General features: G+C 57.8%; 15 protein-coding genes and 2 pseudogenes. 3 read left to right on the forward strand and 14 right to left on the reverse strand.

All coding sequences use genetic code 11. From position 1 onward, the window contains the following. Positions 1-7 precede the first annotated feature (7 nt). Genes J3P73_RS31580 through J3P73_RS31600 form a run of 5 tightly spaced genes read right to left on the reverse strand, consistent with a single transcriptional unit; the run spans position 8 to position 5,650 of the window. Positions 8-1,861, reverse strand: coding sequence for a hypothetical protein (locus tag J3P73_RS31580; protein WP_207580174.1), 1,854 nt, complete (start codon positions 1,859-1,861; stop codon positions 8-10). After that, the gene (locus tag J3P73_RS31585) at positions 1,858-3,105 is read right to left on the reverse strand and encodes a hypothetical protein (RefSeq protein ID WP_207580175.1); all 1,248 of its coding nucleotides are present in this window, start codon (positions 3,103-3,105) and stop codon (positions 1,858-1,860) included. The genes J3P73_RS31580 and J3P73_RS31585 overlap by 4 nt, the downstream gene beginning before the upstream one ends. Before the next feature lie 57 nt (positions 3,106-3,162). Continuing rightward, positions 3,163-4,422 carry a hypothetical protein gene (locus tag J3P73_RS31590; RefSeq protein WP_207580176.1) on the reverse strand — a complete coding sequence of 420 codons (1,260 nt, stop codon included), beginning with the start codon at positions 4,420-4,422 and terminating at the stop codon, positions 3,163-3,165. Next, on the reverse strand, positions 4,419-4,697 hold the full coding sequence (locus tag J3P73_RS31595; protein ID WP_425328910.1) for a hypothetical protein: 279 nt from the start codon (positions 4,695-4,697) through the stop codon (positions 4,419-4,421). Before J3P73_RS31595 ends, J3P73_RS31590 begins: the two co-directional genes overlap by 4 nt. A 32-nt stretch (positions 4,698-4,729) precedes the next feature. Beyond that, positions 4,730-5,650, reverse strand: a complete 921-nt coding sequence (locus J3P73_RS31600; RefSeq protein ID WP_207580177.1) for a hypothetical protein — start codon at positions 5,648-5,650, stop codon at positions 4,730-4,732. A 484-nt stretch (positions 5,651-6,134) separates the two neighbouring features. Between J3P73_RS31600 and J3P73_RS31605 the strand changes: the two genes are divergently transcribed. Continuing rightward, positions 6,135-6,443, forward strand: a complete 309-nt coding sequence (locus J3P73_RS31605) for a hypothetical protein (RefSeq protein WP_207580178.1) — start codon at positions 6,135-6,137, stop codon at positions 6,441-6,443. 387 nt (positions 6,444-6,830) lie between these two features. On the opposite strand, the gene J3P73_RS31610 is transcribed toward J3P73_RS31605, so the two are convergent. From J3P73_RS31610 to J3P73_RS31625, 4 genes and pseudogenes are all read right to left on the reverse strand, one after another. Then, positions 6,831-8,306 carry an HlyD family type I secretion periplasmic adaptor subunit gene (locus tag J3P73_RS31610; RefSeq protein WP_207580179.1) on the reverse strand — a complete coding sequence of 492 codons (1,476 nt, stop codon included), beginning with the start codon at positions 8,304-8,306 and terminating at the stop codon, positions 6,831-6,833. Beyond that, complete coding sequence (locus J3P73_RS31615; protein WP_245002770.1) at positions 8,303-10,510, reverse strand: type I secretion system permease/ATPase; 2,208 nt, start codon at positions 10,508-10,510, stop codon at positions 8,303-8,305. The genes J3P73_RS31610 and J3P73_RS31615 overlap by 4 nt, the downstream gene beginning before the upstream one ends. Before the next feature lie 66 nt (positions 10,511-10,576). Then, positions 10,577-17,014, reverse strand: coding sequence for a hypothetical protein (locus tag J3P73_RS31620; protein WP_207580264.1), 6,438 nt, complete (start codon positions 17,012-17,014; stop codon positions 10,577-10,579). Positions 17,015-19,693: 2,679 nt separating this feature from the next. After that, positions 19,694-20,003, reverse strand: a pseudogene (locus J3P73_RS31625) (WGR domain-containing protein). A gap of 440 nt (positions 20,004-20,443) precedes the next feature. On the opposite strand from J3P73_RS31625, the gene J3P73_RS31630 reads away from it, so the two are divergent. Further along, positions 20,444-20,767 (forward strand): hypothetical protein, encoded by a 324-nt coding sequence (locus J3P73_RS31630; protein WP_207580180.1) that lies wholly within the window; start codon positions 20,444-20,446, stop codon positions 20,765-20,767. 247 nt (positions 20,768-21,014) lie between these two features. On the opposite strand, the gene J3P73_RS31635 is transcribed toward J3P73_RS31630, so the two are convergent. Continuing rightward, on the reverse strand, positions 21,015-21,464 hold the full coding sequence (locus tag J3P73_RS31635) for a thermonuclease family protein (protein WP_207580265.1): 450 nt from the start codon (positions 21,462-21,464) through the stop codon (positions 21,015-21,017). Between the two features lie 435 nt (positions 21,465-21,899). Beyond that, positions 21,900-23,549 carry a Ti-type conjugative transfer system protein TraG gene (traG, locus tag J3P73_RS31640; protein ID WP_245002773.1) on the reverse strand — a complete coding sequence of 550 codons (1,650 nt, stop codon included), beginning with the start codon at positions 23,547-23,549 and terminating at the stop codon, positions 21,900-21,902. Between the two features lie 37 nt (positions 23,550-23,586). On the opposite strand from traG, the pseudogene J3P73_RS31645 reads away from it, so the two are divergent. Next, positions 23,587-24,153, forward strand: a pseudogene (locus J3P73_RS31645) (Ti-type conjugative transfer relaxase TraA); the annotation flags it as partial. Positions 24,154-24,427: 274 nt separating this feature from the next. On the opposite strand, the gene J3P73_RS31650 reads toward J3P73_RS31645, so the two are convergent. From J3P73_RS31650 to J3P73_RS31660, 3 genes are read right to left on the reverse strand one after another with little or no spacing between them, the layout of a single operon-like run. Further along, entirely contained in the window at positions 24,428-25,144 is a 717-nt protein-coding gene (locus tag J3P73_RS31650) for a protein phosphatase 2C domain-containing protein (protein ID WP_027688943.1), read from the reverse strand. After that, complete coding sequence (locus J3P73_RS31655) at positions 25,134-25,853, reverse strand: hypothetical protein (protein WP_207580181.1); 720 nt, start codon at positions 25,851-25,853, stop codon at positions 25,134-25,136. Before J3P73_RS31655 ends, J3P73_RS31650 begins: the two co-directional genes overlap by 11 nt. A gap of 4 nt (positions 25,854-25,857) precedes the next feature. After that, a complete protein-coding gene (locus J3P73_RS31660; protein WP_130657532.1) occupies positions 25,858-26,436 on the reverse strand; it encodes a hypothetical protein in 579 nt (192 codons plus the stop codon). Positions 26,437-26,740: the final 304 nt, after the last annotated feature.

The following is a 26,740-nucleotide window of genomic DNA, read 5'->3' on the forward strand; positions in this document are numbered from 1 at the left end:
GCAACCCCTAGAGCAAGTTGAGGATGGCGATCTCTATGACAGTGCGCAGCGCCTTGTCGGCGTCCGTCGCCTGTTTCAGACTGTCGATCAGGTCGAACCGGTCATGTGCGGCTGCCAGAACGGCAATCCATCGGCTCCCGCTATCCGACGCCTCGATATGCAGTTTGTCGTCAAGCAGCTTTCGCGCCGCCTCCGGGTCTTGCTGCTGGGCAGCCATCGCCTCGGCTACCTGCCACCACCCGTCGGCTTGGGTCGGCTCGTTGTCGTAGGTATTCGCCGGCATGCGCCCGACCGCCAGGGCGGCCTGGTCGAACTTGCCGGCCTTGAGAGCGGCGGTAAGAAAGCGCTGCAGGCGCCCGGTGTCGAAAAGGTTGGCAAGGCGCGCGCCCGCCGCCTCCACTTCGCCCAGCTTCAGCTCGATATCGAACAGCCGGCCTTGGATAGTTTGTTTGAATTCGTAAGCACTCTCGTCAAAGGGCGCAGACACACTCAGCGTGGCCGTCAAGACGAGTTGAGCGCCAGCGTAATTGCCTCGCGTTGTGAGGGCATCGGCAATGGTGAGCAGCAATTTTCCATCGTCGCCAGCCGTCGCTATAGCCGCCAATGGGTCATTGAGGCCGACTCCAAGGGCAAACTGTTCCTTGATGTCGTCCAGATTGACGGAATGCTTCGCCGCCAAAGTCTCTGCCGCCGCATAACCCTCCTTCGCTGCTACGGCCGCAAGGATTTCGCCCCAGGTGGCCTTTGCGAGGACGCTCCCGCCCAGCGCGATCGCGTCATCGATCTTGCCGATGCGGAGGTCGGCAATCGCGCGCTGGTCCGCCGTCACCTTCGTCCTATCGAGGCGCGCCATCGTCGCTTCGGCCCCGCCCAGATCACCCTTGATGGCCTGCACGGCGGCGATCGTCGTGACATCCGAGACGGTGTCGTCTTCGTCCGCCTCCTTCAGCGCCAGCGCCATAGCCTGAGCGAAATATCCCCCGGCGAGCATGGCGGGGATAATGCGCCGGCGGTCGACTTCCGTCGCTGCCAAGCGCCGCGCAATCTCCCCAAGGCCAAGGCCTGCCAAAGCGACAATAGCCACCGGGTCGGTGCTGGTCTCTCCGGAAGCGATATCCTTGGCGCGAGCTAGTGCGTCAGCCGCTGCACTGCGATCCGCGTCGCTGGCGCCAGCGGTATCGAGGCCGTGCGCGATCGCGGCGAGAGAGGCAATCTTGAGCCCCGTGGCCTTGTCGTAGGTCAGCAGCTCGAGGAGCTGCAATGCCGCAGCCGGACCAGCGGTGGCGAGCAGGCGACGGACAACCCGATCCAGTAGGTCGACATTGCGAGCCGCGGCCGATTTCGCTCGAGGCAAGTCCCCGATAGCCACGAAATAGTCAATCGCCGCTTCCCTGAGGCTGGGCTGCTGCGTGTAGTCGGCGGCATCAATCAATGCGAGGGCGCGATCAGGGAGACCGAGTCTCAGCAGCGTGCCGAGCAGGCCGTCGGCGTTCGAGCCCAGTTCGTATCTGGCGCTGGAACTGGAGTCGGAATTTGGTGCGAAGATGTCGGCGGCAAGCGCCTCGGCGAGCATCTTGCGCGTCGCGCCATAGGTCGAGCCCAGCCCTGACATGCCCGCCCTGATCTCGGCGGCCTCCGGGCTCGCCGGGAACCTCACCATCACGTCGGTGAGGTCGGCCCAGACCTCGAGGCCGGCCGACAGCTTGGATGAGGCATCGGTGCCTGTGCGAGTGCTGGCGGCATTGGCGTCGGCTACCAATGCGGCGGCGCTCGCCGGCACTGTCCGCGTGCCGGACGGCGCAGCTGGCGTCCCCGCGAGCAAGCCACCGCTCAACAACAAGAGGGGGATGAGGTGCTTCACCGACCGAGCCCATCCTCTACGGACGGGTGGCGCGAGATAGCGTCTTTCGCAAAAGTGCCTTCGAGCTTTGCCATGTTGGCGAGGACATTTGCCACGACCGTGTCGGAGCCGGAGCAGTCCAGAAAGTCGATGGTAGTCGCAATGAATGTATTCAGCGCGCTCGCCACGCTCGGGTTCGACGTACTGCTGTCTGGCCCCTGCACAAGTTTCGTCGCCTGGAGGAGCGCTGTTTGCAGGGTATCCCGTTCGCCATACAAATCCTTTTTCTGGCTCGGGTCCAACCACGCATTGAGTAGCTGGAACACGCTTGTATCGCCGGTCTCCCCGCTCCGTGCGGCCGATATGGCGTCGAATACCGACTTGATGGCAATCTTTTCCCGTCCGGCTTCGTTGGTGCACGAGGTATGCAACTGGCTCACAATTGCCTGCCGCGTGTCCGGCTCGACTCGGAGCGATGCGAGCAGCCGATCAAGCAAGGCCGCGTCGACCCGCGTCTCGGCATCGGCGTCGGGGGCCAGCTGGATAACTCGCGTCTGCGGCACGAGGTCCCCCCAATTGCTTCCAGTCCGCAGCAGCACGCCGTAGAGCAGCGCGAACCCAAACCCCAGGCTGAACAACAGCAGCCCGCTGCCTGACACCAGATAGGTCCTGGCGACGCCTACCATGGCAGCGTCCCGTACCTTGGTGGCGGCGGCGTCGGCTTCGTGCACGGCTACTTTCACCAGCGCGTTTACCTCGTCGGCAGCGCCTTTCGCTTCGCTTTGCGCCTGCTGGGCGGTGGCCAGCGCCTGCACCGTCGCCGCTTCCGCAGTCCTTGCAGCTTCGAGGATGGCCTCGGCGGCCTTGCGCTCGGCCTCGTTCGCATCGTTCTCCAGCGCGCCGACTTTGCGCTGTGCATCCGCGACCGCGCGCTCTGACTCCTTGTGGGCAGAGGCCGCCGCATCGGTCGCCGCAATGGCGGCGGTCAATGCGGCCTTACGCTCCGCTGACTTTGCAATGGCATCGCCGACAGCCGCGTCTGCAGCCGTCTCCCGCGATGTCGCTGGCACCGCCTGCGTCCACGGCAAATAGAAACTACCGGCAGCACCAAGCAGTGCGAAAACGCCGCCAAGCACCGTGGTGACGGCCGAGGTCTGGCTCATCCCTGTCAGCAGGCCAACTATACCGCCTAGGCAACCCATGCCAAGCGCATAGAGTGCCACGCCGCCGAGTACCAATGCTCGCCTCTTACCAGCATCACTCAAGCTATGTTCCCCCTCCGCCGTATATGGCTTTTTGAAGCGCTAATAAGGCGGCATATTTTAGGTTCCAGGCTTTCGTTGCGCCCGAAAAGGCGCGGACCAAATAAAATCAGTTTGCAGATAGTTGATGGAATCTTGTCCTGGTGCCGCGCCAAAAAGGGCCGCGTCCGGTACACCGAGCGTAGGATCACCAGGCGAAAGAGTGTTCAATAGTGAAGACGGAACGCCTGCCGAGCCCACTTTGCGAGCGCCGACCGAGGCTCGTGCGTGACAAGACATGCACGAAGAGTTCTGGAAGCCATTTTCGATCACTGGGTTAGAAAGAATGGTTGCCCTACCAAAACCGGTGGCAAATTCTGTTTGCGTACCTCTCAAAATATAGTTTTGCCACAAAGTGCCGACTGTTTCCGACCTAACTCCGTTACTGCCTTTTGGCGCGGCCGCACCTCTTGTCGTCGGATCAACTGCTACCGTCTTAGCTTCCTCCTGGAAGAAGTCATCACCTAGAAATTTCTTTAAAGACGCTGGGTCACAAGCTCCCTTCTGAACCTCGCAATCGACATGACCAAAATCTGCCCAAAACCAATTTGGAAGATCCTTTGTAATGATATGGAGAGCGACGAGCCCATAAGCGGTCGCACTTCCGTCACCGTTTTTTACTTCTCGCCACAGATATCTTGGTTTATCCGCTTCTGTAATTGGATACCATTGTGCTTTTACTTCCTTGGCCCCGTTTGGAAAATTTATCTGTGATCGGCTTGAATTGACCTGCGCCTTGGCCAGAAGAGCCTCCAAGCCGCCGCGGTGATACATCTCGTTGGAAATTATGAATTCGTAGGTGAAGCGATTTTGACGTACCTCTTGATCGTGCGGCTCGGTGGGAAAGAATAAGGGCTTGAGCCTTTTGCTCTGAGAAAGGACGCTCAACTGCTCTAGATTTCGGTCAAGAGTCAGCGTTCGCTTATCCCGTTTCAACTCATCCCAAGAAACAGGTCGAGCTCCATTCTGAGGATAAGACTCGCTCGCATCTCCGCCGGAGGCCATTGCCCAGGTCTCCCAGACGACGGACGCCCCCGGATCGAGGATTCCGAATGGCTTAGTTTCGTCGACAACGCCTGCCGCACTTGATTTTGCCTGGTTATTCAGAAAGAAAAACAGGCGCCAGGCATATTCGGCCGGATTCGACAGCGCGAGCGCGGTTGCGCCGTTGTCGCCTCCGGGCTCAACGAGGCCAGCAGCATGAAGCTGAGAACTAAGGCTGAAAATGGCGAATGTGCTGAATAAAAGCATCGAACCATATAGACGCCGAGCGATCTTCATTCCAAAAACCCTCCGTTCATCCAGGCTTCAAAGCTGTCGAGCATTGCGTCGCTCCAATACGGGCCGCCCGGGGGCATTCTTTGTCCGGGGTCATCGCCGCGCAATTTTGCGAAGACATGGAGAGCGTTCGCGTGGTCGGGAAATGTCTCGTCGCCGGTATCATCGCCCATATATTCGTAGGCGCTCAGATCGACCCCCTTATTTTTCATGCAGAGTACCTGCCCTTTTGAGAACATCGGCTTTATGTCGGCAGAAAATGACAGGGCGCTCATCAATTGGCTGGCCTCCTAGACCCAGTTTAACATGTTCATTTTGGGGCTCTTGGAGGCCGACGCAAACGCGCGTTCGAATCACTTCGCTCGGCAGGGCCACTGCCACTAGTTCCATCCAGAATCTCCCCCACAAGAATCTCCCACGCCTTCGCTTGCGATACCCTTGCTCGATCGTGTTTGTCGGGAGGGAGAGTCGAAGCCATCATTGCGACCTTTCTTCCCGAAGCCATGGCGGACTGGGTGAAAGTGTCGGTGGCTCTGTCAATGAACTCACGGGGTGTTAAATTACTGTCCGTAGGAATTCCTAGATCTTCGAAATCCGGTTCCACGGTGTCGATTTTTCGTTCCTGAAAGAAATGCTTGGAAATAGGCTCCTGCCAGGAGAGGTATCCGCCCAAGAGAACCTGCCTAGGCTCGGTAATGGCTCCGGTGAACGAATATCTGACGCCAGACGATTGCACTGGATCAAAGTAGTTCGGAGTGTAAAAATCGGACACCAGAAGGTTGTTGACGCTATAGCCAAATTGCGGTCCCTCGGAAGGATCGCAAGCCTCTAAGAGAAAGTTTACGCGACCTTGGTCCGCCATCGGAGAGTCGCCTGGCACAAAACGGCTACCGAAAGGATCGACAAGCATTTCGATCATCTCGTGGCTGCAAGTTTGACAGAGCTTGTCTATATCGTCGGACGCTCGAACCAGTGCTAGCGGCTGGCCGTTACTATCGGTATGAAAGCCTCCAGCGCCGGGAGGCACTTTACCGCCTATTATAATTGGCCACGTTCCAACCGGCACCTGACTGAGCTGCTCAAACGCGTCAACAGTGGCTGATATGCTCCAAATTGGCGCAAGATCTCTTGTAGCTTGTTTTTGCAATGCAGCGGATATTTGCATGACCATAGCGATAGGTACTTGGTCAGTAATAGAAACGACCGCCACCTGTCTAATCAATGCCGACATGCTGACCTCCCTGTTAGCGGTAAGCTGATCGATCGAAAACTCAGTGGAGATTTATTATGAAATGTAGTTTTCTTGGTGAAAATTATTCCGCTTACAAGACAATATAGTCATGAAATTTCATGCAAAACGGATTTTGAATCCATATTCAAATGGCTTTTGAATTATGTGTCCGTTTCAATATTAAATTTACTCCGTATTACAAACGAATATTATTGTTCGTGGTCGATTTTTCACGCGAACACGGTGCGATTTGCACGATGTGCATTTCAAATTGTTTTTGAGATTTGCTTTTATATTATGGAGAGAAAATGACTCCTAAGCATGATGGAGTCAAGAGTATTTTTTTTGCTAATACAACTTTACGTCACTTCTGGTGGGGTCCGAAGTGCCTGCGCGTAGTGACCAACAGAAAAAACTCTGCGTCCCGACGAATAAATTCGAACTGGATCCAATCCCGCAACTTCGTCGGCACAACGGCTGAGCGGTGATAGCGCTTAAGTTCGTTGTTAATCTTTACGGCGATATGGCCAGCCTCCACATTGTGCAGAGCGAGACGACGACGGTGGCGGTAACGGTTTTCACGTCTTCTATTCGGGGACGAAGCAGAACTCGCTGGAAGTTAGGGCGAACGGGTCAGAAGCAGCTCAAGGTCGAGAAGATGATTGTAGACGAGCAACTCGCCAAAGCGGGCATCCGGCTGGCGGATGCGCTCAATAAGGTGTTTGCACCGTCATATAAGGGCCTGAGGGAGGAGCAGGACGGCGCGGTGGTTTTGAAATTGTGTAACGGGTGACCTTCGCAAGTAATCAAGACATCCCCGGGATTCGAGAGCAACGATCGACGTTTACCTCGAAGGTTCCGGCCTTATCCCCGGAGGTAGAAAATGGTTTAGACTCAGCAGTATGCGTCGGTCATTCGATCCCCTGTGACAAAATATAGTATACGGCTCAATCTCGCTTCATATACCATAGCCAAAAATTGTCATGTCAATCAGACAGGCGCAGGCCCGCCGCCAAAAGAGCCGAGGCTGCAACGTCCTCTGGGAAGCCTGTGTGATGTTGACGTCCATGTTACCCTTCGCCGCCAATGCGATATGACGGAAGAACCAAGTCGCGCTTGCGATACTTCCCTGGAACACTCCTTTGACGCGATGCGCCGCCGCCGATAGTGCTGCTTTCGTTCATCGCTCCTGCATTGCCTCGGAACCGATTTCGGCGAGCGGCGAATAGAGATATTCAAGAATGCGCCGGCTGCCGGTCTTGACCTCGACGGTCACCGACATGCCCGGCGAAAGCGCCACGCGCATTCCCTCGATGTCGATGCTTGCGACATCCGGCTTGATGGTGACCGGGAAGACTAGGTTCTGGACACGTTGCGCATTGCCGATCGGAATCATGCTCTGCAGTTCCTTTGCCGGCTGGCCTTCGAGCTGCTGCGCATCCGGCTCCGGAATGGCATCGGTTGCGACGCGGGTGACCGTGCCGTTGAGGATGCCATAGCGGGTGAACGGGAAGGCTTCGACCTTGATGACGGCGGGTTGTCCCGGCGAGACGAAACCGATGTCGCGGTTCGGTAGATAGGCTTCGATCTCAAGAGAGGCGTCGTCCGGGACGATCCGCATCAGTTCGGCACCCGCGGTCACCACCTGGCCGACGGTGGTGATGGCGGATGTCTGGACGATGCCGTTGATCGGGCTTTTGATGGTCATCGACTCCAACCGCTTGGCAGCCTTGAGCAGTTGCTGTTCCTTCTCGTCGATCTCACGCGATGCTGCCGCTTGTTTCTCGGCGTTGTCGGCGACGAAGGTCTTGATGGCTTTCAGCCCTTCGCTTGTCGCCGCGACGATCGCTGTCTCCGCTTCCGCCCGCTGGCCTATCTGCTCGGCAAGCGTTGCCTCTTCCTTCTGCCTGATCTCGACCGCATCGATGACACCGGATCTCGATCCGGCGCTGAGATCGACGAGATTGGAGCGCATGGCGACGCGATCTGCAAGCGTTGCCACCAGCGCCCGTTGAGCGACGACCATCTCGGTGTATCTCTTCAGCGCGGCGAACTGCTGATTGCGTTGGGCGGCAAGACTGGCGAGGGTCGAGGCGAGCTGCTCGAGATAGGAGGTGTAGAGCAGTTCCTCGCGCGTACGGATCTGCGCCGGGATGGAATCGGAAAATTCGGGGACGATCTCAATCCTTCGTGTTCCGCTCCAAAGATCGCTACTCTGCCAGGCGTTGACCTGCGTTAATGCCGCGCCGCGTCTTGCGACTTCTGCCCGCAGTGCCGCGAGGCTGGTGGTCAGCGTGTTGACTTCGACCCGGGCTTCGGTTGGGTCAAGCTCGACGAGGATGTCTCCGGCTTCCACCTTGGCGCCGTTCGAGACCGGAACCGCAATCGTCTTGCCGAGCTCGATCGACTGGATCACCTTGACGCGGCCGGTCGGTTGGATCTTGCCCTGGGCCGTCGCCACGATATCGAAGGTGCCGATATAGCTCCATGCCAGCGCGCCGGCGGTGAGCAGGCAGATGAACCAGATCAGCGCCGTGCGGATCGGCGATGCCGGCGTTTCCAGGATTTCGAGTGCGGCCGGCAGGAACTCGTTGTCAACCTGCAGTCGCTTCTGTGGCTTCGGTGGCAGCCGGGGAGGCTGGACGGTCTGGTTCATGATTGGACGGGCCCCGTCTGCAATTGCCACAGATGGGCATAGAGCCCGTTCGGACGGGCAAGCAGCGTTTCGTGTGTTCCCTCTTCGACGATGCGTCCGTCCTTCATGCCGATGATGCGGTTGCAGTGCCGCACGGTCGCCAGGCGATGGGCGATGATGATGACGGTGCGGCCGCGAACGATCTCGCGCATGTTGCCGAGGATGATGCGTTCGCTCTCGTAATCGAGCGCGCTGGTCGCCTCGTCGAGGATCAGGATCGGCGGATTGGTCGCGAGCGCACGCGCAATCGCCAGACGCTGCCTTTGGCCGCCGGAGAGGTTGGCGCCGCGCTCTTCGATCAGCGTGTCGTAGCCGCGCGGCAGCTTCGCGATGAACTCATCGGCGCCGGACAGTCGCGCCATTTGAATGGCGGCGGCCCGCGACATGGCCGGATTGACCATGCAGATATTGTCGTGGATCGTCCGGTTGAACAGCATGTTTTCCTGAAGCACAACGCCGATATTCGACCGCAGCCATGCCGGATCAACCTGGGCGATATCCTGGCCGTCGACGAAGACTTGACCGTTGTTCGGGATATAGAAGCGCTGCACCAGCTTGGTCAGCGTCGACTTGCCGGAGCCGGAGGGACCGACGATGCCGATGACTTCGCCCGGCCGGATCGAAAAATTGATGTCCTTGAGCACATCCTGGCCATCGGGGGAATAGCGGAAGTTCACCGACTTGAAGCCGATCGCTCCCTTCGGCGGCGGCAGGCTGACGGCAACGCTCGGACGCGGTTCCTGCGGGGCATTCAGAATATCCGAGAGTCTGGCGATGGAGACCTGCACCTGCTGGAAATCCTGCCAAAGCTGCGACAGACGCAGGATCGGCTGCGAAACCTGGCCGGCGATCATATTGAAGGCAACCAACGCTCCGACGGTCAATTCGCCGTCGATCACCGCCTGCGCGCCGAAAAGAAGCAGGGCAGCCGAGGTGATCTTATTGACGTACTGAATGGCGTTCTGGCCTTTCGCCGCCAGCATGGTCGCCAAGAAGGACGAGCGCACGTAGGCGGCCAGCCGCTCCTCCCATTGCGATGAGACCACCGGCTCGACCGCCGATGCCTTCAGCGTCTGGATGCCGACGACGGTCTCGACGAGCAACTGCTGGCTGAAGGCACCGCGCTCGAACTTCTCGTCGATGCGTTCCTTGAGGAAGGGTCGGATCAGGAAGCCGATCGCCATGTAAAAGGGAATGGAAGCGACGACGATCCAGGCAAGCTTCGACGAATAGGAAAACAGCACGAAGATGAAGATGATGGTGAAGAGCAGGTCGAGACCGGAGAACAAGCCCTGGCCGGTCAGAAAATTGCGGATGGTTTCGAGCTCGCGGATTCTCGCGACCGTCTGGCCGGTGGCGCGGGTCTCGAAATAGCTGAGCGGCAGGTTGAGGAGATGCCGGAACAGACGGCGGCCGAGCTCGACATCGATGCGGTTGGTCGTGTGCGACAGCGCATAGGTTCTGAGATATTGCAGCACGACGTCGAAGAGCCCGACGGCGGCAAGGCCGACGACGAGCACGATCAGCGTCGAATAACTGCGGTGCGCCAAAACCTTGTCAACGACGACCTGGAAGAACAGCGGCGTCACCAGCGCGAAGATCTGGATGACGAGCGAGGCAATGAGCACATGGCCGAAAGCACGCCGATAGCGCCAGATCGCCGGTAGGAACCAGCGGAAGCCGAAATTCTGCTGCGAGGCGCCGGGACCGGCAAAACGCCGCTGGACGAGGATGAACTCGCCTGACGTCAGGGCGAGAAGCTCGTCGGCCTCGACATTGCGAGCGGAGAAATCGATGGGATTGATCAGCCGATACCGCCCCTCGGCGGCGACGCCGGCAAAGACCGCGAAAGTGCCATCCCTCAACGACGCAAGCGCCGGCGCCGGAAGCGTTGTCAGCCGTTTGGCCTTATCGACGCGGACCGTGCGCGCCTTCAGGCCAAGGATCTTTGCCGCACGCAGGAGATCGTCGCGCGTCGCCGGCGCGGTCAGCGCAAGCTCACGGCTTAACGTTTCCGGACGCGATGCGATCCTGAAATAGCCGGCAACAGCGGAGATCGCCGCCAGTCCACTGTCGGCGATTGCTGCTTCTGGAGATGGCGGAGAGTCATCTCTGTTCTCCGCTTCCGCGACGCCAGCGTCGGACGCTGTCTGGATGTCCATCATGGCGGGGATCAAGGAAGAGGGGGTATGCCGGCTCCATGAGGCGCCGGCACGAGGCAGGGGATCTTGTTATGCAACATTAGCGGTCTGACTGGGTCGCGAGACAAGAACCGCGTCGCCGACCAGATGCTGATTGCCGTCAACCGTCTGATAGGAGCTGGTGCCGGTGATGATCGACCCATCAGCGAAGGACTGCATCCCATCGCGGCTCGGCATCAGGTTAATCAGCCGTATCCCGGCATCCGACATCGTCTGCAGTTCACCTGCATCGCTGATGCCGTTCTGGTTGGTGTCTCGCCAGACCCGGAACTCACTCCAGCGATCGTCGTTGAGGTCAAGGACATTGTCGTGGTTGGTATCAAAGGCAAGCCGCAGACCATCAAGATCCGATGTCGACTGGTCATTCCAGAGGCTGAACGCCAACTCCCGCGCTTGGTCGATCTTGCCATCAGGGCCAGCCGCTCCGTTGGCACCAAGATCGATTGCCAGGAACCCGTCCTGCGGGCCAACCCAGGCAGTGTCTTCCGCGACGCCGTCGCCATCCCAGTCGAAGCCCACCGAAGGTCCGAGTTCTTCGAGAGGGCGAAGATCGATGTGGCTGTCGCCATTCAGGTCCAGAAGAACCGGCGGGTCATAAGTTTCAATGAGATGCCCGTACTTGTCATACCGTTTCCACCAATCCAACGTGCCGCCCTGGTCGGAATGGTATTCGTACTCTATGCGGGTACCGTCATCGAAATACGTGTCTCCGCTGGTTCTGACCCCATACCTGTCAAAGCGGATGATGTCTGTGGTCCAGCCTTGGTTCCCAAGATAGTCGCGGTACGTGTACATCCACTTCTTCGACTCGTCCATTTGCGTGAACGTTTGCATCAGGGCGCCGGATGCTGAATATGAATCGGTGTAATATCTCCAATTATTAGCGTTATTGACGTCATAAGTCGTCTTGTCCGTCTGACCGATATCGAAGGTCGTTTCTTCGTAGGTCGTCTGCTTGGCGCTATTCTGGATCACAAGACGGGACGACCAGTTTGCGTTCGCCCGGTCCCAGGCATAGTAACGCGTGTCGCCATTGTCGTAATAGATGTTCTGAACTGTGAGCTGGCCGGCGGCATTGTAGGAATAGTCGATGCGAGACCAATTCACGGCATTGGCAGGATCGTAGCTGGTGACATAGCGCGTGCTGTCATCGTTGGTTTGATCGACCCCGACCAGCCTATTCGCAGTGTCATAGGTTTGCTTGATGGTCGACCATGACAGGTTGCCCGCGACGTCAGAGGCGGTCTTCGTGCCGTCGTCGCCAGTTTCAAGCTTATAGGTCAACTGCCCGGCCGCATTGTAGTTCTGTTGCACCTGCGACCATGCCGCGGCATTCGATGGATCGAAAGCGATCTCGATCCGCGATCCGTCGCTGTTAAACTGCGTTTCGAGAGTCTTCCTTCCGGCGGCGTCGTATTGCTGCTCGATCCTTGTCGATCCCTGCGCATTAAGCGGATCGTAGAAAGTGACGGTTGTCAGCAAGCCGGCCTTATTGGCATTGGCGACACTCAGCGTCTGGCCGCTCGCTCCGTCATAGGTCGTCGTCACGGAGCTTCCATCGGCCGCGACGATGGTCTCGGCGGTCTTGCGGCCGAGCGAATCCGTCGTGAGGCTGTAGGAAAGCGAGCCGAGCGCGGTGACCTGCACGACGTTTGTCTGTGTCACTGCGCCGCTGGCGTTGAGATCGACCTTGGTCAGGGTGATGGAACCATCGGCATGCGTCGCCGCCGTCTCGGTGTGATCGGTGGTACCGTTGTTGCCAACATCCTTCGACAGCGTGGTGATCAGTCCATCGGCACTGGTCGAGATCGTGCCCTTTGCCGTAACCGCGCCACTGGCGTTGGTTTCGGTCACCGCTGTGACGATGGAGCCGTCGACCTGGATGGTTGACTGCATAACGATCTCGTAAACGCCGTTGCCGTCATAGTCGTATTTGGCGATCTTCGTGCGGCCATCCGCTGAAGTGGTCGTCTCGATCTTAGCCGCGATCGCCTGTGTCCAATAGACGCCGCCCGGCGTCAGGTTGGAGGCCATTCGCGCTGTTGCATTGTTCGTGACCACGGAGACCGAGGCGCCGGTGGAATCGATGGTGACGGTTTCAACCTGATCGACCGTTGCATCGCCGTTGATATCCTTCGACGTCGTCCTCACCCTGCCATCGGCAGACGTCTGGATCGTCGTATTTGCGGCCAAGGTGCCACCCAGCAGATCCGTGTCCGAGATCACCGTCGTGCTGCTTCCGTCTGCGTTGGCGGTAAAGTTGGTCACCCGCTCACGATCGATCGTACCATTGCCATCCAGATCCCAGGAGGTGGTTGTCACGCGGCCGTCGGCCGATACGACCACTGTCGACTTGTCCTTGATCGTTGCGCCATCGGCCTTGAAGTTGGTGGTGACCGATGTCTGGATGCCGGAATTGGCGGTGACGGTCTCCTGGTGCTGATCGACCTTGTCATCGCCGTTGCCGTCGCGGTCAACGGTCACCGTCAACTTATCGGCGCTGGTGAGGGTGACGATCTTGCCAATCAGGGTGGTTCCGGCACTATCTCTCGTCTCGACAGTCTCGCGAATGGCGCCGTCCGCCAGAACCGTGGTCGTGTCGGTGACGGTCTGATTGCCAAAGCCGGGCCGCTCTTGGCTCGATGTAACGATCAGGCCGTTGGCGCTTGTCGTGGCGGTGGTCCTGGAGATCAGCGAACCATCGGCCTTCTTGCTTTCCACTGTGCGCGTCTTAGTGCCATTGGCATTCAGGACTGTGACATCGGTGGCCGTCTGGCTGTAGGTGCCGGCCCCGGTCGGGTCGATCTGGGTGGTGATCGACAGGCCATTGGCGCTGGTGGTGACGAGATATCGGCTGGTCAGCGTCGTGCCGGTAAAGTTGCTGATCGTCTGCGTCTTCGAGCCACTGGCGTTGAGGACGGTGACGACGGTCCGGCTCTTGTCGAAGGTGGTGCCGCCACCGGTGCCCGCCGTATCCCATTTGGTGGTAACAGTCAGGCCGTCTCCGGACACTTCGTTCAACGTAATGCTCTTGGTGACGCCGGCGACGATATCCTTTGTCGTGGTAGCCGTGCTGCCATTCGCTTTCAGAACAGTCGTGCGGGTCGTCTTCTTGTCGACCGTGTTATTGCCGTCAGTGTCATATTCGATAGTCTGCGTCAGGCCGTCGGCAGATGTCGTGACGGTCTTCGTATCCTTGACCGCGGCATTGGCGCCTAAGTCACTAAGGGTTTGGATTGTCGAGCCGTTGGTTTGCTTTGCAGTGACCGACTTTTTGTCGACGATGTTATCGCCGTCGACATCAATGGTGACCGTGGTCGAGAGACCATGAGCTGCGACCGTGGCGATGGTCTTGCTTTCCAGCGTCCCATCCGCCTTGAAGTAGGACAGCGTTTCCGTCGTGCCGCCATCGGCGTTGAGAACGGTGACGTCGCTCGCGGAGCGAACGATCGAATCAGTGGCGTCAGCCCAGCTCACTGTCTTGCTCAGACCGCTTGCGCTGACATTTGCCGTCGTGCGCGAGATCAGCGCATCGCCGATGCCATTCTTAGAAATCGTCTGCGTGCGGCTGCCGTCCGCGTTCAGCATCGTGACATCGTCGGTGACGAGTTCAAAATCTCCGTCTGCATCGAGGTCAGAACTCGAGGTCTTCGACAGCCCGTCATCCGAGATGGTAACGACCGCCTGGCTTTCGAGCGTAGTGGCAGCATTGTACTGCATGATCACACTCTTCAGGGTTCCGACGTCGTCGATCGTGATCGTTTCCACGAAGTCGTCAACGGTATCGGCGTCGATCTTCGTGGTCACTGTAGTGGTTTTCTGGTCGGCACTGACCTTGGTGATCTTCTGCGAGATTAGCGTGGTGTCGGAGGCCTTCAAAGATTCGGTTGTGGTGACCGATCCGGCCGATTCGAGCGGCGTTTTCTTCCACGACGATGTTCTGTCGACCGTGCCGTCACCATCCAAATCGTAATCGGTCGATCCGGAAAGGCCGTTGAGATTGGTCGTTACCTTCGTCGAATTTGCGAGCGTCGTTCCGCGGTAATTCGACACGGTCTGGAACTGCAGCCCATAGGTGTCGAATGCCGTGACATCGGTCGTCTTGGCATCGACCACCTCGTCGCCGTTGATGTATTCGCTCGTCGTGATCGACATCCCGTTGCCGCTGGTGATGAGCGTCTTCTTGTTGAGACGCGTGGAATCGCTGCTCGTCAGAGAGATCGTCTCTGCCTTGCTTCCATCGGTATTGAGCACGGTCTGGTCGCTGATGATCCGGTCGCCGACGCCATCATGGTTCAAATCCGCCGACACGGTCTTGGTCAGGCCATTGCCGCTGATGTCGGTGATTGTCGTGCTGATCGTCGATGCATCCGCAGCGTATTGCCGCTCCCAGATGTTGACATTGCCGCTGACCGAAACCGATTCGACCCGGCGAGTATCGGTCCTGCCGTCGCCATCCGCATCCGTCACAATCGTTGTGTTCCTGCGGTCGGCGCTGACGTCGGTGACGATCTGAGCCTTGAGCGTTCCGTCGGCGCTCGTGCTTCTCACCGTTTCCTTCCGCGCTCCGGTGGCGTCAAGAACGGTGACGCTTTTCGTCATGTCTTCGTAGACGCCGTCGCCGTTGACGTCGGTCTGCACGTACTGGGTCAGACTGTCGGCCGATGTGTTGGTGAGAGTCTTGGCGAGGGTCGCGCCGTTGCCGTTCTTCGATGTCACCGTTTCCGCGCGGCTGCCATCCGACCACGTGGTGATGACATCCGTCACCACGAGATCGTTGACGGTATCGCCATTCGCGTCGGTATACGTCGTCTTCGACAGACCACCGGCCAATGTTTCGGTGATGGTCTTGCTGACCAGCGAGCCGTCGCTGTTGAGGGCGCTGACCGTGTTGGTCGTCTTTCCGTCCGTGCCAATCACAATCGTGGTCAGGCTGTCGGCATTGGTGTCACCATTCGTATCCTCGGTGATGGTGATCGACTTGCCGTCAACGCTGGTCTTCGTGACGGTCTGCGACAGTAGCGTACCTGTTGTCCCGGTCTTGGTACGATGCTGGACGGTCTGCGTGCGGTTGGTGGCGTCGATCACCGTCACATCGGTATCGGTGAAATCGACGACGCCATCGGCGTTCACGTCGCTCGTGGTGGTCTTCGACAACCCGTTGGCGGTGGTGACCGTCGTCGATTTCGAGCGCAGAATAGAGGAGGCGTTGGTGTTGTAGGTCGAAGTGACAAGTGTCACGTCGCCTGAGGCTGCCGTGGTAGAGGTGGTGACAGTTTTGGTTTCGCGTGGCCCGTTACCGTCGGCATCGACGGATACGGTAATGGTGCGGCCATCGGCACTGGTTGAGGTGTCGACCTCTGATAGGAGCTTGCCGCTCGAGCTCCGATCGATCACCGTTTTGGTGCGGCTGCCGTCCGCCGCGACTGTGGTGGTCTCAGTGACGATATCGTCGTAAGCCCCGTTTCCATCCCGGTCGAGGCTGGTGGTCTTCACTAAGCCGTTAGCGGAGCCGTTCACGGCTGTGCCAAACAGGACCGTGCCGTTGACGCTAAGCTGCTGCGTGGTCGTCGTGGACGAGCCGTCGGCGTTTTTGGCGTAAATCTGCCGTTGGTCGGCAATGCCATCACCGTCCTGATCGAGCGTCGTCGTCACGGTCAGATGATCGGCGCTGGTGACCGTCGTGGTGCGATCCGAAAGCGATCCGTCGGCATTGAAGTTCGAGACGGTCTTCGTCTGGACGCCTGAGGCATCGGTGGTGAGCACATTGGTCTGGGAGCGATCGAAGGTGCCATTGCCATCGTCGTCGAACTGCGTCTGAACGCTTTTTCCATCGACGCTGGTGGTGACGATGTTACGGAAGGCCAGGCTGCCGTCCTTATTGTAGGCAAAAATCGTCTTCTCGACCGAGCTGTCGGCTTTCGCCACGCTGCTCGTCTTGATGATATAGCCGGCGTTATCGTTCGCCAGCGTGGCATCGCCAACAGTTCCAGTCGTTCCATCGGCACGGGTGAAGGTAGTTGTGCCCGTGATCGCGGAGCCATCGCTGAATGTCTGGCCGCTGCCCTTCGGCGTCAGGTCGATCGAAGTAATGCCGAGGCTATCGAGCGTTACAAGCTGGCCGTTGACATCGACGCGGAACTTCGACCATTGCGCATCGCCGGCGTCCAGCTTGCCGTTGCCATTGGTGTCGAAGACGTGCTTCAGTGCCTCAAGGTCGCTCGTCGCCGAAGAGTCCCACTCAGTAAACACGAATTCATTCGATTGGCTGATCTTGCCGTCGCCATTTGCATCGATGATAAGCACACCGGTGCCGGCACCTGCCCAGGCGGTCCGATGCTGATAGCCATCGCCGTCGAGATCTACGAATTTCGAGGAGTTTGACAGCTCGTCGATGCTCAAGCCGTTACCGGAAAGATCGAGGAGAACTGGTGAACTTGGAGAAGCGTCGGGATCATAATCTCCCATATCCGTCGCCCAACTCGTTGATCTTTGTCCCCACCCCAGGTCATGGGCGGCGTGCCCTCTGTAGCCTTCATCCGGCGTCTTCCACTTATCGAATGGGTTGGAGACGTCTCCCCCTCTCAGATCATGCGCAGCGCGCCCTCTGTCGCCTTCATCCGGCGTCTTCCATTTATCGAACGGACCACCGCCACCGCCACCACCACGGCCGCCACGGCCGCCATCGCCACCAGGAGAGCCACCGCTGCCGCCGAAAGAGCCATCATCGCCGCCGAAAGAGACACCGCCCCAGGATGACGAGCCATACCCGCCGTAGATATCGGAGGATCCACCGCGACCGGACTCACTCGAATATCCACGGTTATCGGCTGAGGCGTCCCAGAAATTTCGAAAATCCGACAGCGCTGCAGGTGTAAGTGGAGTGACGGAAGTTAGCGGTGAAGGGGGAGTGAGAGGGGTGAAATTGATTGGGTTGACGGGTGCCGACTCCTCAGGACTCGGGCTCAAAGGAGCTCCGCCGCCGTTGTCTGAGGGCCGAGGGATTGGCGTTGGTATCTCCGCCATATCGTAGATAAAAGGAAGTTTCCGAGCGAGGTCCGCCGCGTATGGATTTCCGACTATCTTCATTTGAGCGTAGTTTTCAGTAAGTCTACCTTGCTGTTCTATATTTAGATCGCGCCATTTGAAATCACTGTAGGGATCAATATCGTATGACTTCCTGTAGTCACTAAAATTTTCTAGTACGTTCTTTACAAAGTCCTTCCAGTAGCCGGTGTTCCCCCAAATCGTCTTTCCCCAGTCTTGAGCCTGTTTAATATGCGCAAATTCGTGGGCAAACGTTGGAAACATATCATTGTCCAACGAGAAGTCGTCTCTATAATAATCGGGGTTGAAGTATATATCGCTACCATTTGGAGTATATGCACTATATTTATTTTTATCGATCCCTAGTGGCAAGTAGTCATGAATTGTAACTCGGTCAGGATCAACCATGCCGAGAAACATATCATTAATTCTGCGCTTTTCCCCTGTCGTGACAATACGGGTTCCCATAAAAATATCTCCTAAAAGTAGATTTGTTCAGCGTAGCTGTTTGCGGCCGTAGTATTGGATGCCGCCTTCGCATGGAACTTTCCCAAGTTGGCCCGATCGGGCTGCATCTTCCAAAAGTAGCCGCATCTTTGTGGCCTTTGGTAACAACGAGCGAGTTAGACGCTCAATACACGCGCTGGACTGCGAGAACACACATTGATCAGGCATGTTACGACCTTCCCAATCTGGTAAGCTCAATCCATAATACCTGGCAATTACGTATCGCATGGAGGCGGCCCTATTTTGTCTGCTCAGTGATTCCAAAGATGTACTATGGGACGACAAACTAAGGCCTTGTTTATTCCTGATTGCCAGCGCGGCGAAGTACGTTGAGATATCTATAGAAGAGTACCCAGCAATATTTGGATGCGCTCCAAATTTCGCATAGTAAGACAAGTCTACGTACGACCACGCTTGAGAATCGGATCGCGTATTCCAGATTCTCAGCCAGTATGCAGAACACTCCAAAGGTTTTGATTCTGCCGTGCTAGCAAGCACCGCAATACAGAGACCTGCCGCTAAAGCTTTAAGGGCCATCCAACAAAAGTGCCTGGCTTTGAGAAAACACGTTTGAGGTCGCGATAGGTCAAAACCGGTAACTGCGAAAATGGCCGACGCGGCTTGGATGGCGGAGTGATCAGCGTGTTTGGGCGAACAGCTATCTTCTAAAATATTCATAACAAATACTTATTCGAATCCTAAAAATGTGAGATCACGGTTGAATATGTCAACTGATGGCCTTCATGGCAAAATTATTTTCAAAATTGCGAGATGGAAACATTACTCATTCTTCCCTTTTAACCTGGTCCGTTACTGAAGAACTGAAAACTTCTCGCAGGTGACAACGCCCCGCATCAGATCTTGCAAAGCATATAGACTAAGAACTCGCATTTGATCACTACAGCGTAACATTCCATTATCGGAAGATATGATGGGGTCACAACAAACCTAAGAGGTATTCGCAAGCAAGGCGCCTGATCTTCCTGACGGGTTCACCCCAAACAACCTCCCAAACTTGGCACAATCGCAGCTATCGATCAGATTTACTTGCCCTTCTTGGGGAGAAAATTCATAGCTCCCTGAGTTAGGAGTGGAGTTCCGACTGACGCAGTAAAATCCGAGACGTTTAACGACATTAGAGATTAACGATATTTGCGGCGGTTTGTGAACCAACAAGCGAAGATCTCGCGCGAAAGTTTGCAACTTTATGCTGAATAAATTTTATTCCGCAGGAATTGTCAATGGCTAACAAAGCGAAACAAGTTTATTTGTTTTAGCCACATATTCTTGTCCATGCCCGGAATAGTATGCCGAGGAACTGACACGACACAAGCGACGTTTTTACACCAACATTGACTTGTGGAGACATCCCATTGGGTAGGCCGGTCCCGGTGTGGGAAAGACTTCTTGCGCTACAGTCGTGCAGGCGTCTTACGGCGGGAAGGAAATGACAACCGTCCCCTCATCTGGCACAAGTTGGGCCTATCCAGCTTGAATATTAGGCGGCATGTCACCGCCTCATACTGCAGAAACCGTAGGCGGCTTCGGCGGACTTGCTCATCTGCCAGCTGGAACGCGGAAAACGGTCCGGGCTTAGCTTGGCGAATATCGGAGCGGTGTTTTTGGCAAATATCGGCGAGCACGCTTTTGTTTCAGCAGGGAGGGGAACAACAGAACTGCTTCATCCTCCCGTTCGAAAACATGCTGTTTCTTCCTGCCCACGCTTGCTGATCCGCCCCCAACGTCGCTTCAGCCAAGCCTCTCCGAACATCGTCCGCTCGATCTGCATGGCATAGTACCGCGCCATGTTCTTGGCTGGATCCGTTCGTTCGACATAGAGCTGGTAGGGTTGCGAAATCATGCCGGCATGATCGTCACCCGGCGTTGCCACGTCTAACGACATATGTGAATCCTACAAGTGCGACCGATTCATTTTCGTGAAGAATGGCGCTCGGGCGAGGCGCCGACGGCGCACGGCTCTAGTCGCGCTGCGACCGGAGCCCGCACGCGGTCTCCGCCCAGTCGGGTTACGATCCTCTCGCGGCAAGAAGCATGCCTGTCAAAAATCGTTGTCCGGAGACAGCCAGAACGTCTCGTGGCCATCGGAGATGGCAAGCGGTCGCGTCCTTTCAGGACGCGTTTCTATCTCTCTCTGACTGCCCATTTTGCACCCGCCGTTCCGGCGTCAAGGACATCGCGGCCCCTCCAATTTTCCCAGCACCGCAAGCGGCACAGAGAAAATCGGTTCCTCCGCTCGCCGCACGGCGGCCGCGTTCCGCGGTCCCTGACCCCTCACGGACTACGGTGCGGACACCTTTCGTCAGAAACGAAAAGGAGACTCTGATGGCAAAGCGTCAAAATACTCACCTGGTTGGCGAAAATCAGAAGCGGTCGGATCAACAGTCGAATTGGCTTGAAAGTTTGCGCCGAGTTTTCGACGCGGAGGTGCATCTTCCCGCCGATATCTCGCGCGAGTTTCTGTCAGCGGCGCTGCTTTGGGCAACCGACAACAAGGTCGATTTCGCTCTGTTCCACGAAGCCGGTAAGATCACTATCGCGCATTTTGGCGGTGATGAAACCTACCTCCCGTCGCGGTGGTCCGACAAGCAATGGCACATCGGCCTCGAAGACAGAGAGCCGTTCTTCGAACCTGATGAAGATCATTGAGGTTTCAGACCAGAGGTGGCTCGCCGCCTCTGGTCTTTGCCTTCGCGTGAGCCCGTTCCAGCCGGATCGACCAGCCGGAGCGGCTATGAAAGGGGCTCTGCCGCCCCTCTCGAACGTCACCCCGCGAAGGAAGGGCAATCCCCTCCGTCAAACTTCCTCCCATGGGGGAAAGGGGACGGTTCCCTCCTCCCTCCTCCCTTCCCCGAAACCCATTCCCTCTCCCGTGCAGGAAAAACGATGATTGCTGTCACAGGCCCTGGCACCATCCGTGTCGCGCCCCATCCCATGACCGGGCGAGGCCTTCCTTGATCAAGACATCGCCCAGCGAGTTGCCCGCACGAGAAACGGTCCGAAGTTTGCGCCCATACTTGTCTTCGTCACGGAACCCGGCCGCCAGAGAGAATTTTCCGGCGTTGAGCAGCGCCAGCAGCCGGGATTTTGCCGCTTCACCTTTGAGCCGTTCGGCCTCGCAGCGGGGCGGGCTGAGTTCAGGCGTATCGATGTCGGCGATGCGGATTTTCTCGCCCTCGAGCCAGAAGGTGTCGCCATCGACGACGCAGTTCGTCCGGTGGCTGTCGCCGCAGATCGAAAATGCCGCCGACAATGAATCCGTCGTCGGTGTCTTGGCCAAAGTGGCGAAACCTGGGAGAGCGTCGGCGCCGCCATAGGCAAGCCAACCTCCAGCAGCAATGATCACGGTGCATAGAACTACCGTCGAGCGTTTACGCCATCTGTTCTGCCCAGATCTCAGCAGTCCTCCACCCGCGCGCTGCCGATCGCGGCCGCCTCCGGCCTTCGGGGGCTTTCTGAACGGAACCACATTCGATTTCGCCACTATCGGATCCCTCGTTTCGCCTCAGCCTATGTCGGACCCGGTTTCATCTGCGTTTACGGAGGAGCTTGGCTCCGGGCTGTAGTGTGGCCGGCAAAATGGTGCGCGAGGGGCGGGGAGCAGTCGATCCCGCCCCCCTCGGGCCACTATGTTGAGGCTCCTGCGGCTGCCCTGTTTCCCAGCCTTCGCACGACGAGAATTCCCGAAATCCCGCCCGTCGGGCGTCGCTATGCTGATTTCTCCGATACTCTTCATTTTCCTGGATCAGCCTTGCTCGGTTGCACTGCGCGCCGGCTTGGATCATGCAGGCTTTGGCGCATCCCCGATCATGTGAAACCTGTTCATGCCGACGCGTGCCTTCATGTCGTCGCGCCGGAACCAGATGGCTCGTCCGCATCGGAGCGGCGCGTTGCCGGCTGTGAAGACGATCTGTTCGTCGGCACGCATGCGCAGAACTTCATGGGGCTGGATGAGTGGTCTGGCAGCGAGCTGCTTCGAGCGCGTCCGCGATGATCCCTTTGCCTGGAAACTGCGGCTGACCTGGTCGATCTCGACCGTGGTCATGCCGCAGCGTCGGGAGATGTAATCGGCGGTCTCGGGATCGTTGATCGCGGCAAACGAAATCCAGCTGGCACTCTCGAACCACTTGCTTGCCGCGTCGCGACCGCCATAGGTTTCGCGCATCTGGCCGATCGACTGATAGATCATCGTGAGCGTGATGCCGTATTTGCGGCCGGCGTCGCGGGCGGTCTCGATGATCCGCATGTAGCCGAGGCGGGCGACCTCATCGAGGAGAAACAGCGCGCGCCCCTTTATTTGTCCGTCGCGATTGTAGATCGCATTGAGAAACGAACCGATGATGACCCGCGCAAGACCGGAATGGGTCTCCAAGGTCTTGAGGTCGATGTTGATGAAGACGTCGGTGTTTCCCGCCGCGATGTCGCTGGTCGAGAATTTCTTTCCCGACACGAGGGCGGCATAGTTCGAATAGGAAAGCCAATGTGTCTCCTTGACCGCATTGGCATAGACGCCAGAGAAGGTTTCCGGCGTCATGTTGACGAAGGCTGCGACGTTCTCCTTTACGAAATCCGAGCCGGAATTGTCGTAGATGTCTTGCAGCCGCTTGCGCAATGTCGGCTCCGGCTCCGAGAGATTCATGCGCACCTGCCGAAGCGTCTGCTCCTTCTCGTCCGTGTGACCGGACAGGCAGACGTCGGCGATGAGCGCCGTCAGCAACTGGAGAGCTGACGCTCGAAAGAAGTCGTCACGGACACCGCGCGCGCCGCCGTTGTCGCTCATGATCCATGAGGCGACCGAGGCGATATCCTCTTCCTTCGTACCTCCAAAACCGCCGACCCAGTCCAGGACGTTAAAGCCAATGTCCGGCTTCCTCGGATCGAGGACGAACACGTCTCTCCCCGCTCCGCCGCGATGCGCGGAGACCATCGGTGCGACCTCGTTCGATGGATCGAGCACGATAAGCGTGCCGCCCCATTTGAGTGCCGTCGGGATCGTCACCGACGTCGTCTTGAAACCGCCGGAACCGGCAAAGACGATCCCGTGCGACGAGCCGAAAGAGCCATCGAAGCATAGCAACGGGGACTTGCCGCCGGCGCCCCAGGTCTCAGCGCTGTCGGCGCGAAACGCTCGGGCGCCGACATTGTCTTTGTCGACCCGATAGCGCTCACCGATGACGATGCCACCAGCATCGGGAAACAACTTTGCCGCCTCTGTGAGCTTCATCCAATCCGCTTCGCCATGGAGCGCCCGCTTGCCTTGAATGCGTTTCGGCTCGGCCCTTGCGAAGGCCGCATTGCCGATGAGCGCGACGCGGAGTGCGAAGCAGGCACATAATAGCGCCGCACTCGCTCCGACCGACGTTGCCGGATCGAGAAAGGCCAAGACCGTCTTGTCGGCGGGTACCGTTTTCATGAAAGAAGAAAGGCGCATTATTTCGCGAAATGCCGCGATCGAGATCGTCCCACTCGATCCGCTCGCCGGACAACTCCGCGCTTCGCCCGAGACGATCGGTGCGCTCGCCGGCAGGACCGGCCTGTTCGGAGACAACGCCGAACGCAAACACGCGCTCGGTCGGATCGATGCGCTTGCGTCGCATGTTCGCCAATCCACCAAGACCTGGCAGCGTCGCCTTGCGGCAGAATGCAGCTCGGAGCGCTGGAAGCGAGAAAAGCAGGACATGGTCGAGGTTCTGGGGCCGAGCCGCCAGAGCGAGGCGCTGCTGCGCCAGCTCGACGATCTCCCTTATGCCGACAAGGCAAAGTTCGTCGAGCAACTGGCGGGGACGCCGGAGGGCCGTCGCGCGCTTGCCGAGGCGAAGGACATCGTTACTGCGATCGAAACGCGCTTCGGTCGCGCCGATCCCTCAGATCTCGCAGAGCAGCTGAAGCGCGTCGGGCCCGATCAGGCTGGGGACATCGAGCGTATCCGCCAGGTCGTCCGCCTTGCCGACCGCGGTCATCGTGCAGAACTCACGCAGCAGATGGAGTTGGAGCGCTCGCTTTCGCGCACAAAGAGTTTGGGATTGAGCCTATAGTATGTGTCGATATGCCGAATGCGTTAATCTGTACATCGATTGGCGAAAAGAGCATCCACCTCCATGGTTGGTCGGTTTGCGAGTTCTCAAGCCAAGCTACGGTTTAGATTCCGGAGAACTTGGCCGCCACGCCAAGGCTTAAAGGCTTCGATATAAATCGAAGGCCGTCGAGCGCGTTCCGGCGATGATCGTCGGCGCCTGCCAATGTTCCATCAAGTTGATGGATGGCCGGCAGTGGCGATCTTCGGCGCTTCTTTGACAGCGACATCGAGGCTCAAGATTTTCGATAAAGGTTGGATGAGGATCGATTGTTCAGCGAAACCTCGAGGGAATCGTTCGGCGAAATCCGCAGTTCGAGAACGCTGCGATCATCCCTTTCAGCGGTGGCGGATTGGTCGCCGCCAAGAAACGCGATCTGCTCCGGTTCCGTCAGCTCGGCCCAGAACCCGTCGGTGGCCAGCAGGAAAATGCCTGCGACTTGCTCTTGCGTGAAGATCTCCGGTGACATGTATTCTCTTGCGCGAAAGCTTTGGGTGAGCCGGTGCCGTATTGCGGATTTGGCGATGTCTTTGAGCGGCATCGCAGCTAGGGCGTTGGCCAGAGTATGTGGGCTGGTTTGCCAGACAATATCGGCGTCGATCCATCCGAGGACGCAATCACCGGAATGGATGACCGTAAGGTCAGCCCGCTCGCTGACGTGGAAAAGAAGGATGCTGGCAGAACCGCGTGGGAACGTCTCCCGAAGCGTCTGATGTATCTGCTTGAGTGCCTTCAGGACGTGTTCGTTGCTGAAGGGGTCGGCGGCCCCGACGAACCAATCCACCACCATCTCAACGATTGACTGCGCGTATTCGCCGTTCATCGGGCCGGCTGTGGAACCATCGGCAACGATGGCCAAAAACTCGCCGTCCCGTATGCCGATCCCGGCATGGTCTCGATTGTCAATCGTGCGCGTTCCTTGTTGGCTGAACCATAGAGCTTCAATTTTCATGTGCGACACCGTCCGCACTCTGGCTTATGGCGACGAAGCGGTCCCGTACAATCCCGACACGTCCGGCGGGTCCGCGGATATTACCGGCCAGGAAATCGTCGAAGTCGCCGTTTTTCAGAAGGGCGTGAAACTGCGCGGCGATGAACTGTCGGACGTCTTCCGCTGCCGCCAAGACTTCGTCGAGGAGGGTTTCTCGGCCGTCGACGATGAGCAGGATGTCTTCTGCATCGCGGCTTGTGAGAAGATCATCATGTCCGCGCCCGATAAACGCTTCCAGCTTCGTCGCGAGAAACAGGGGCGGGGTCAGCACCAGAATGGACAGATGGTCTGAAAGTTGGTGTTGCGCTGCGGTTTCTATCCCCTCGGCGTACCAGCGATTGGTGAAGCCGAGGATCGCGGCGTCATCGGGCATGAAATCAACTTTGAGTTTGCCGAGGCGCATCCGGCATATCACCTGCTCGCCGGCGGCTTCCATGAAACCACGCAGTCGAAGCTCCTCCTGGAGATGAGCCCATGCCGGCCATCCCGCCAGGTCAACGATGAGGTCGATGTCGTCGGTGGTGCGTACGTCCTCGAGCGTTATTGGATCGGTAATGAAGAGCGCCGTTGTGCAGCCGCCGACGACGACCAGGCGCGAACGTAGTTCGTCGCCCAGAGCGGTGGCGACGGCTCTGAGCATTTCCAGCAATTGTTCGCGGACTTCTGTCATCTGCTTACGATCCACGACCTGAGGTGATCTTCGACTTGAGGTGATCGGCGGCGAGACCCGCCTCTCGCTGATTTCCGAGCCTGATCGCATCGACCAGCGCCAAGTATTCGTAGAGCCGCTCGTCTTTCAATGCAGCCTCAGGCACGCTTCTGAAAAGGGGTTCGACCGACTGTCCCATTTGATGTCCGCTAGCGTGGGGCCAGACATAATCGTAGGTTCCGCCGCTGACGAGAAGCCCGTTCAGCATCGGCGCTGCAAACGCAGTGGGCAAGCCCCGTTGCAGCGGTCCCAATTTGGCTGGGAAGACGAATTTCAGTCCTTTTGCAATAAAATCAAACAGATTTCGCCGATGCGGCCGGGGCTCGCTCGGAATGTTATCTTTGCGCGCGATTCCGGAGGCGACGCTTCTCCTGATCGATTGGGCGATTTCAGTCTTGCTGATCCCGAGCAGGGCTTCAAGATTGCGCACGGAATAGGGGTCGCCACCGATGGATTCAGATCTTAGCTGATCCATACCTTTGGCGATTTCCTGATCTTGCAGGCTAATCAGCTTCAACAGGATGACGATATCTTGGCTTTTCATGTTTACTGTCCTCTGTCCTAGGACCGAGGACAGTAAACATGAAAGGGGCGCTTATGTCAAAGCCTGACGGTCATCGCACGATGATGGGTCGACACCGACGTTCCCATCGCAGATTCGGTTCCGCCGGGAACGTGGCCCGTAACCGTCATGGAAGAACGAAACTCCAAGCCCCACACAGGCGACTCCCAGACCAAGTGCTGTCCTTGGTCCTAGGACAGAGGACAGATCTGAGGCTGGCTCCCGGCTGCATGCCGGTGCGGAAAAATAGCGCAAGATCCTTCACCTTAAAATTGCATCGTCGGTC

Source organism: Rhizobium ruizarguesonis (assembly GCF_017357285.1).
In the GTDB taxonomy this organism is placed as follows: domain Bacteria; phylum Pseudomonadota; class Alphaproteobacteria; order Rhizobiales; family Rhizobiaceae; genus Rhizobium; species Rhizobium ruizarguesonis.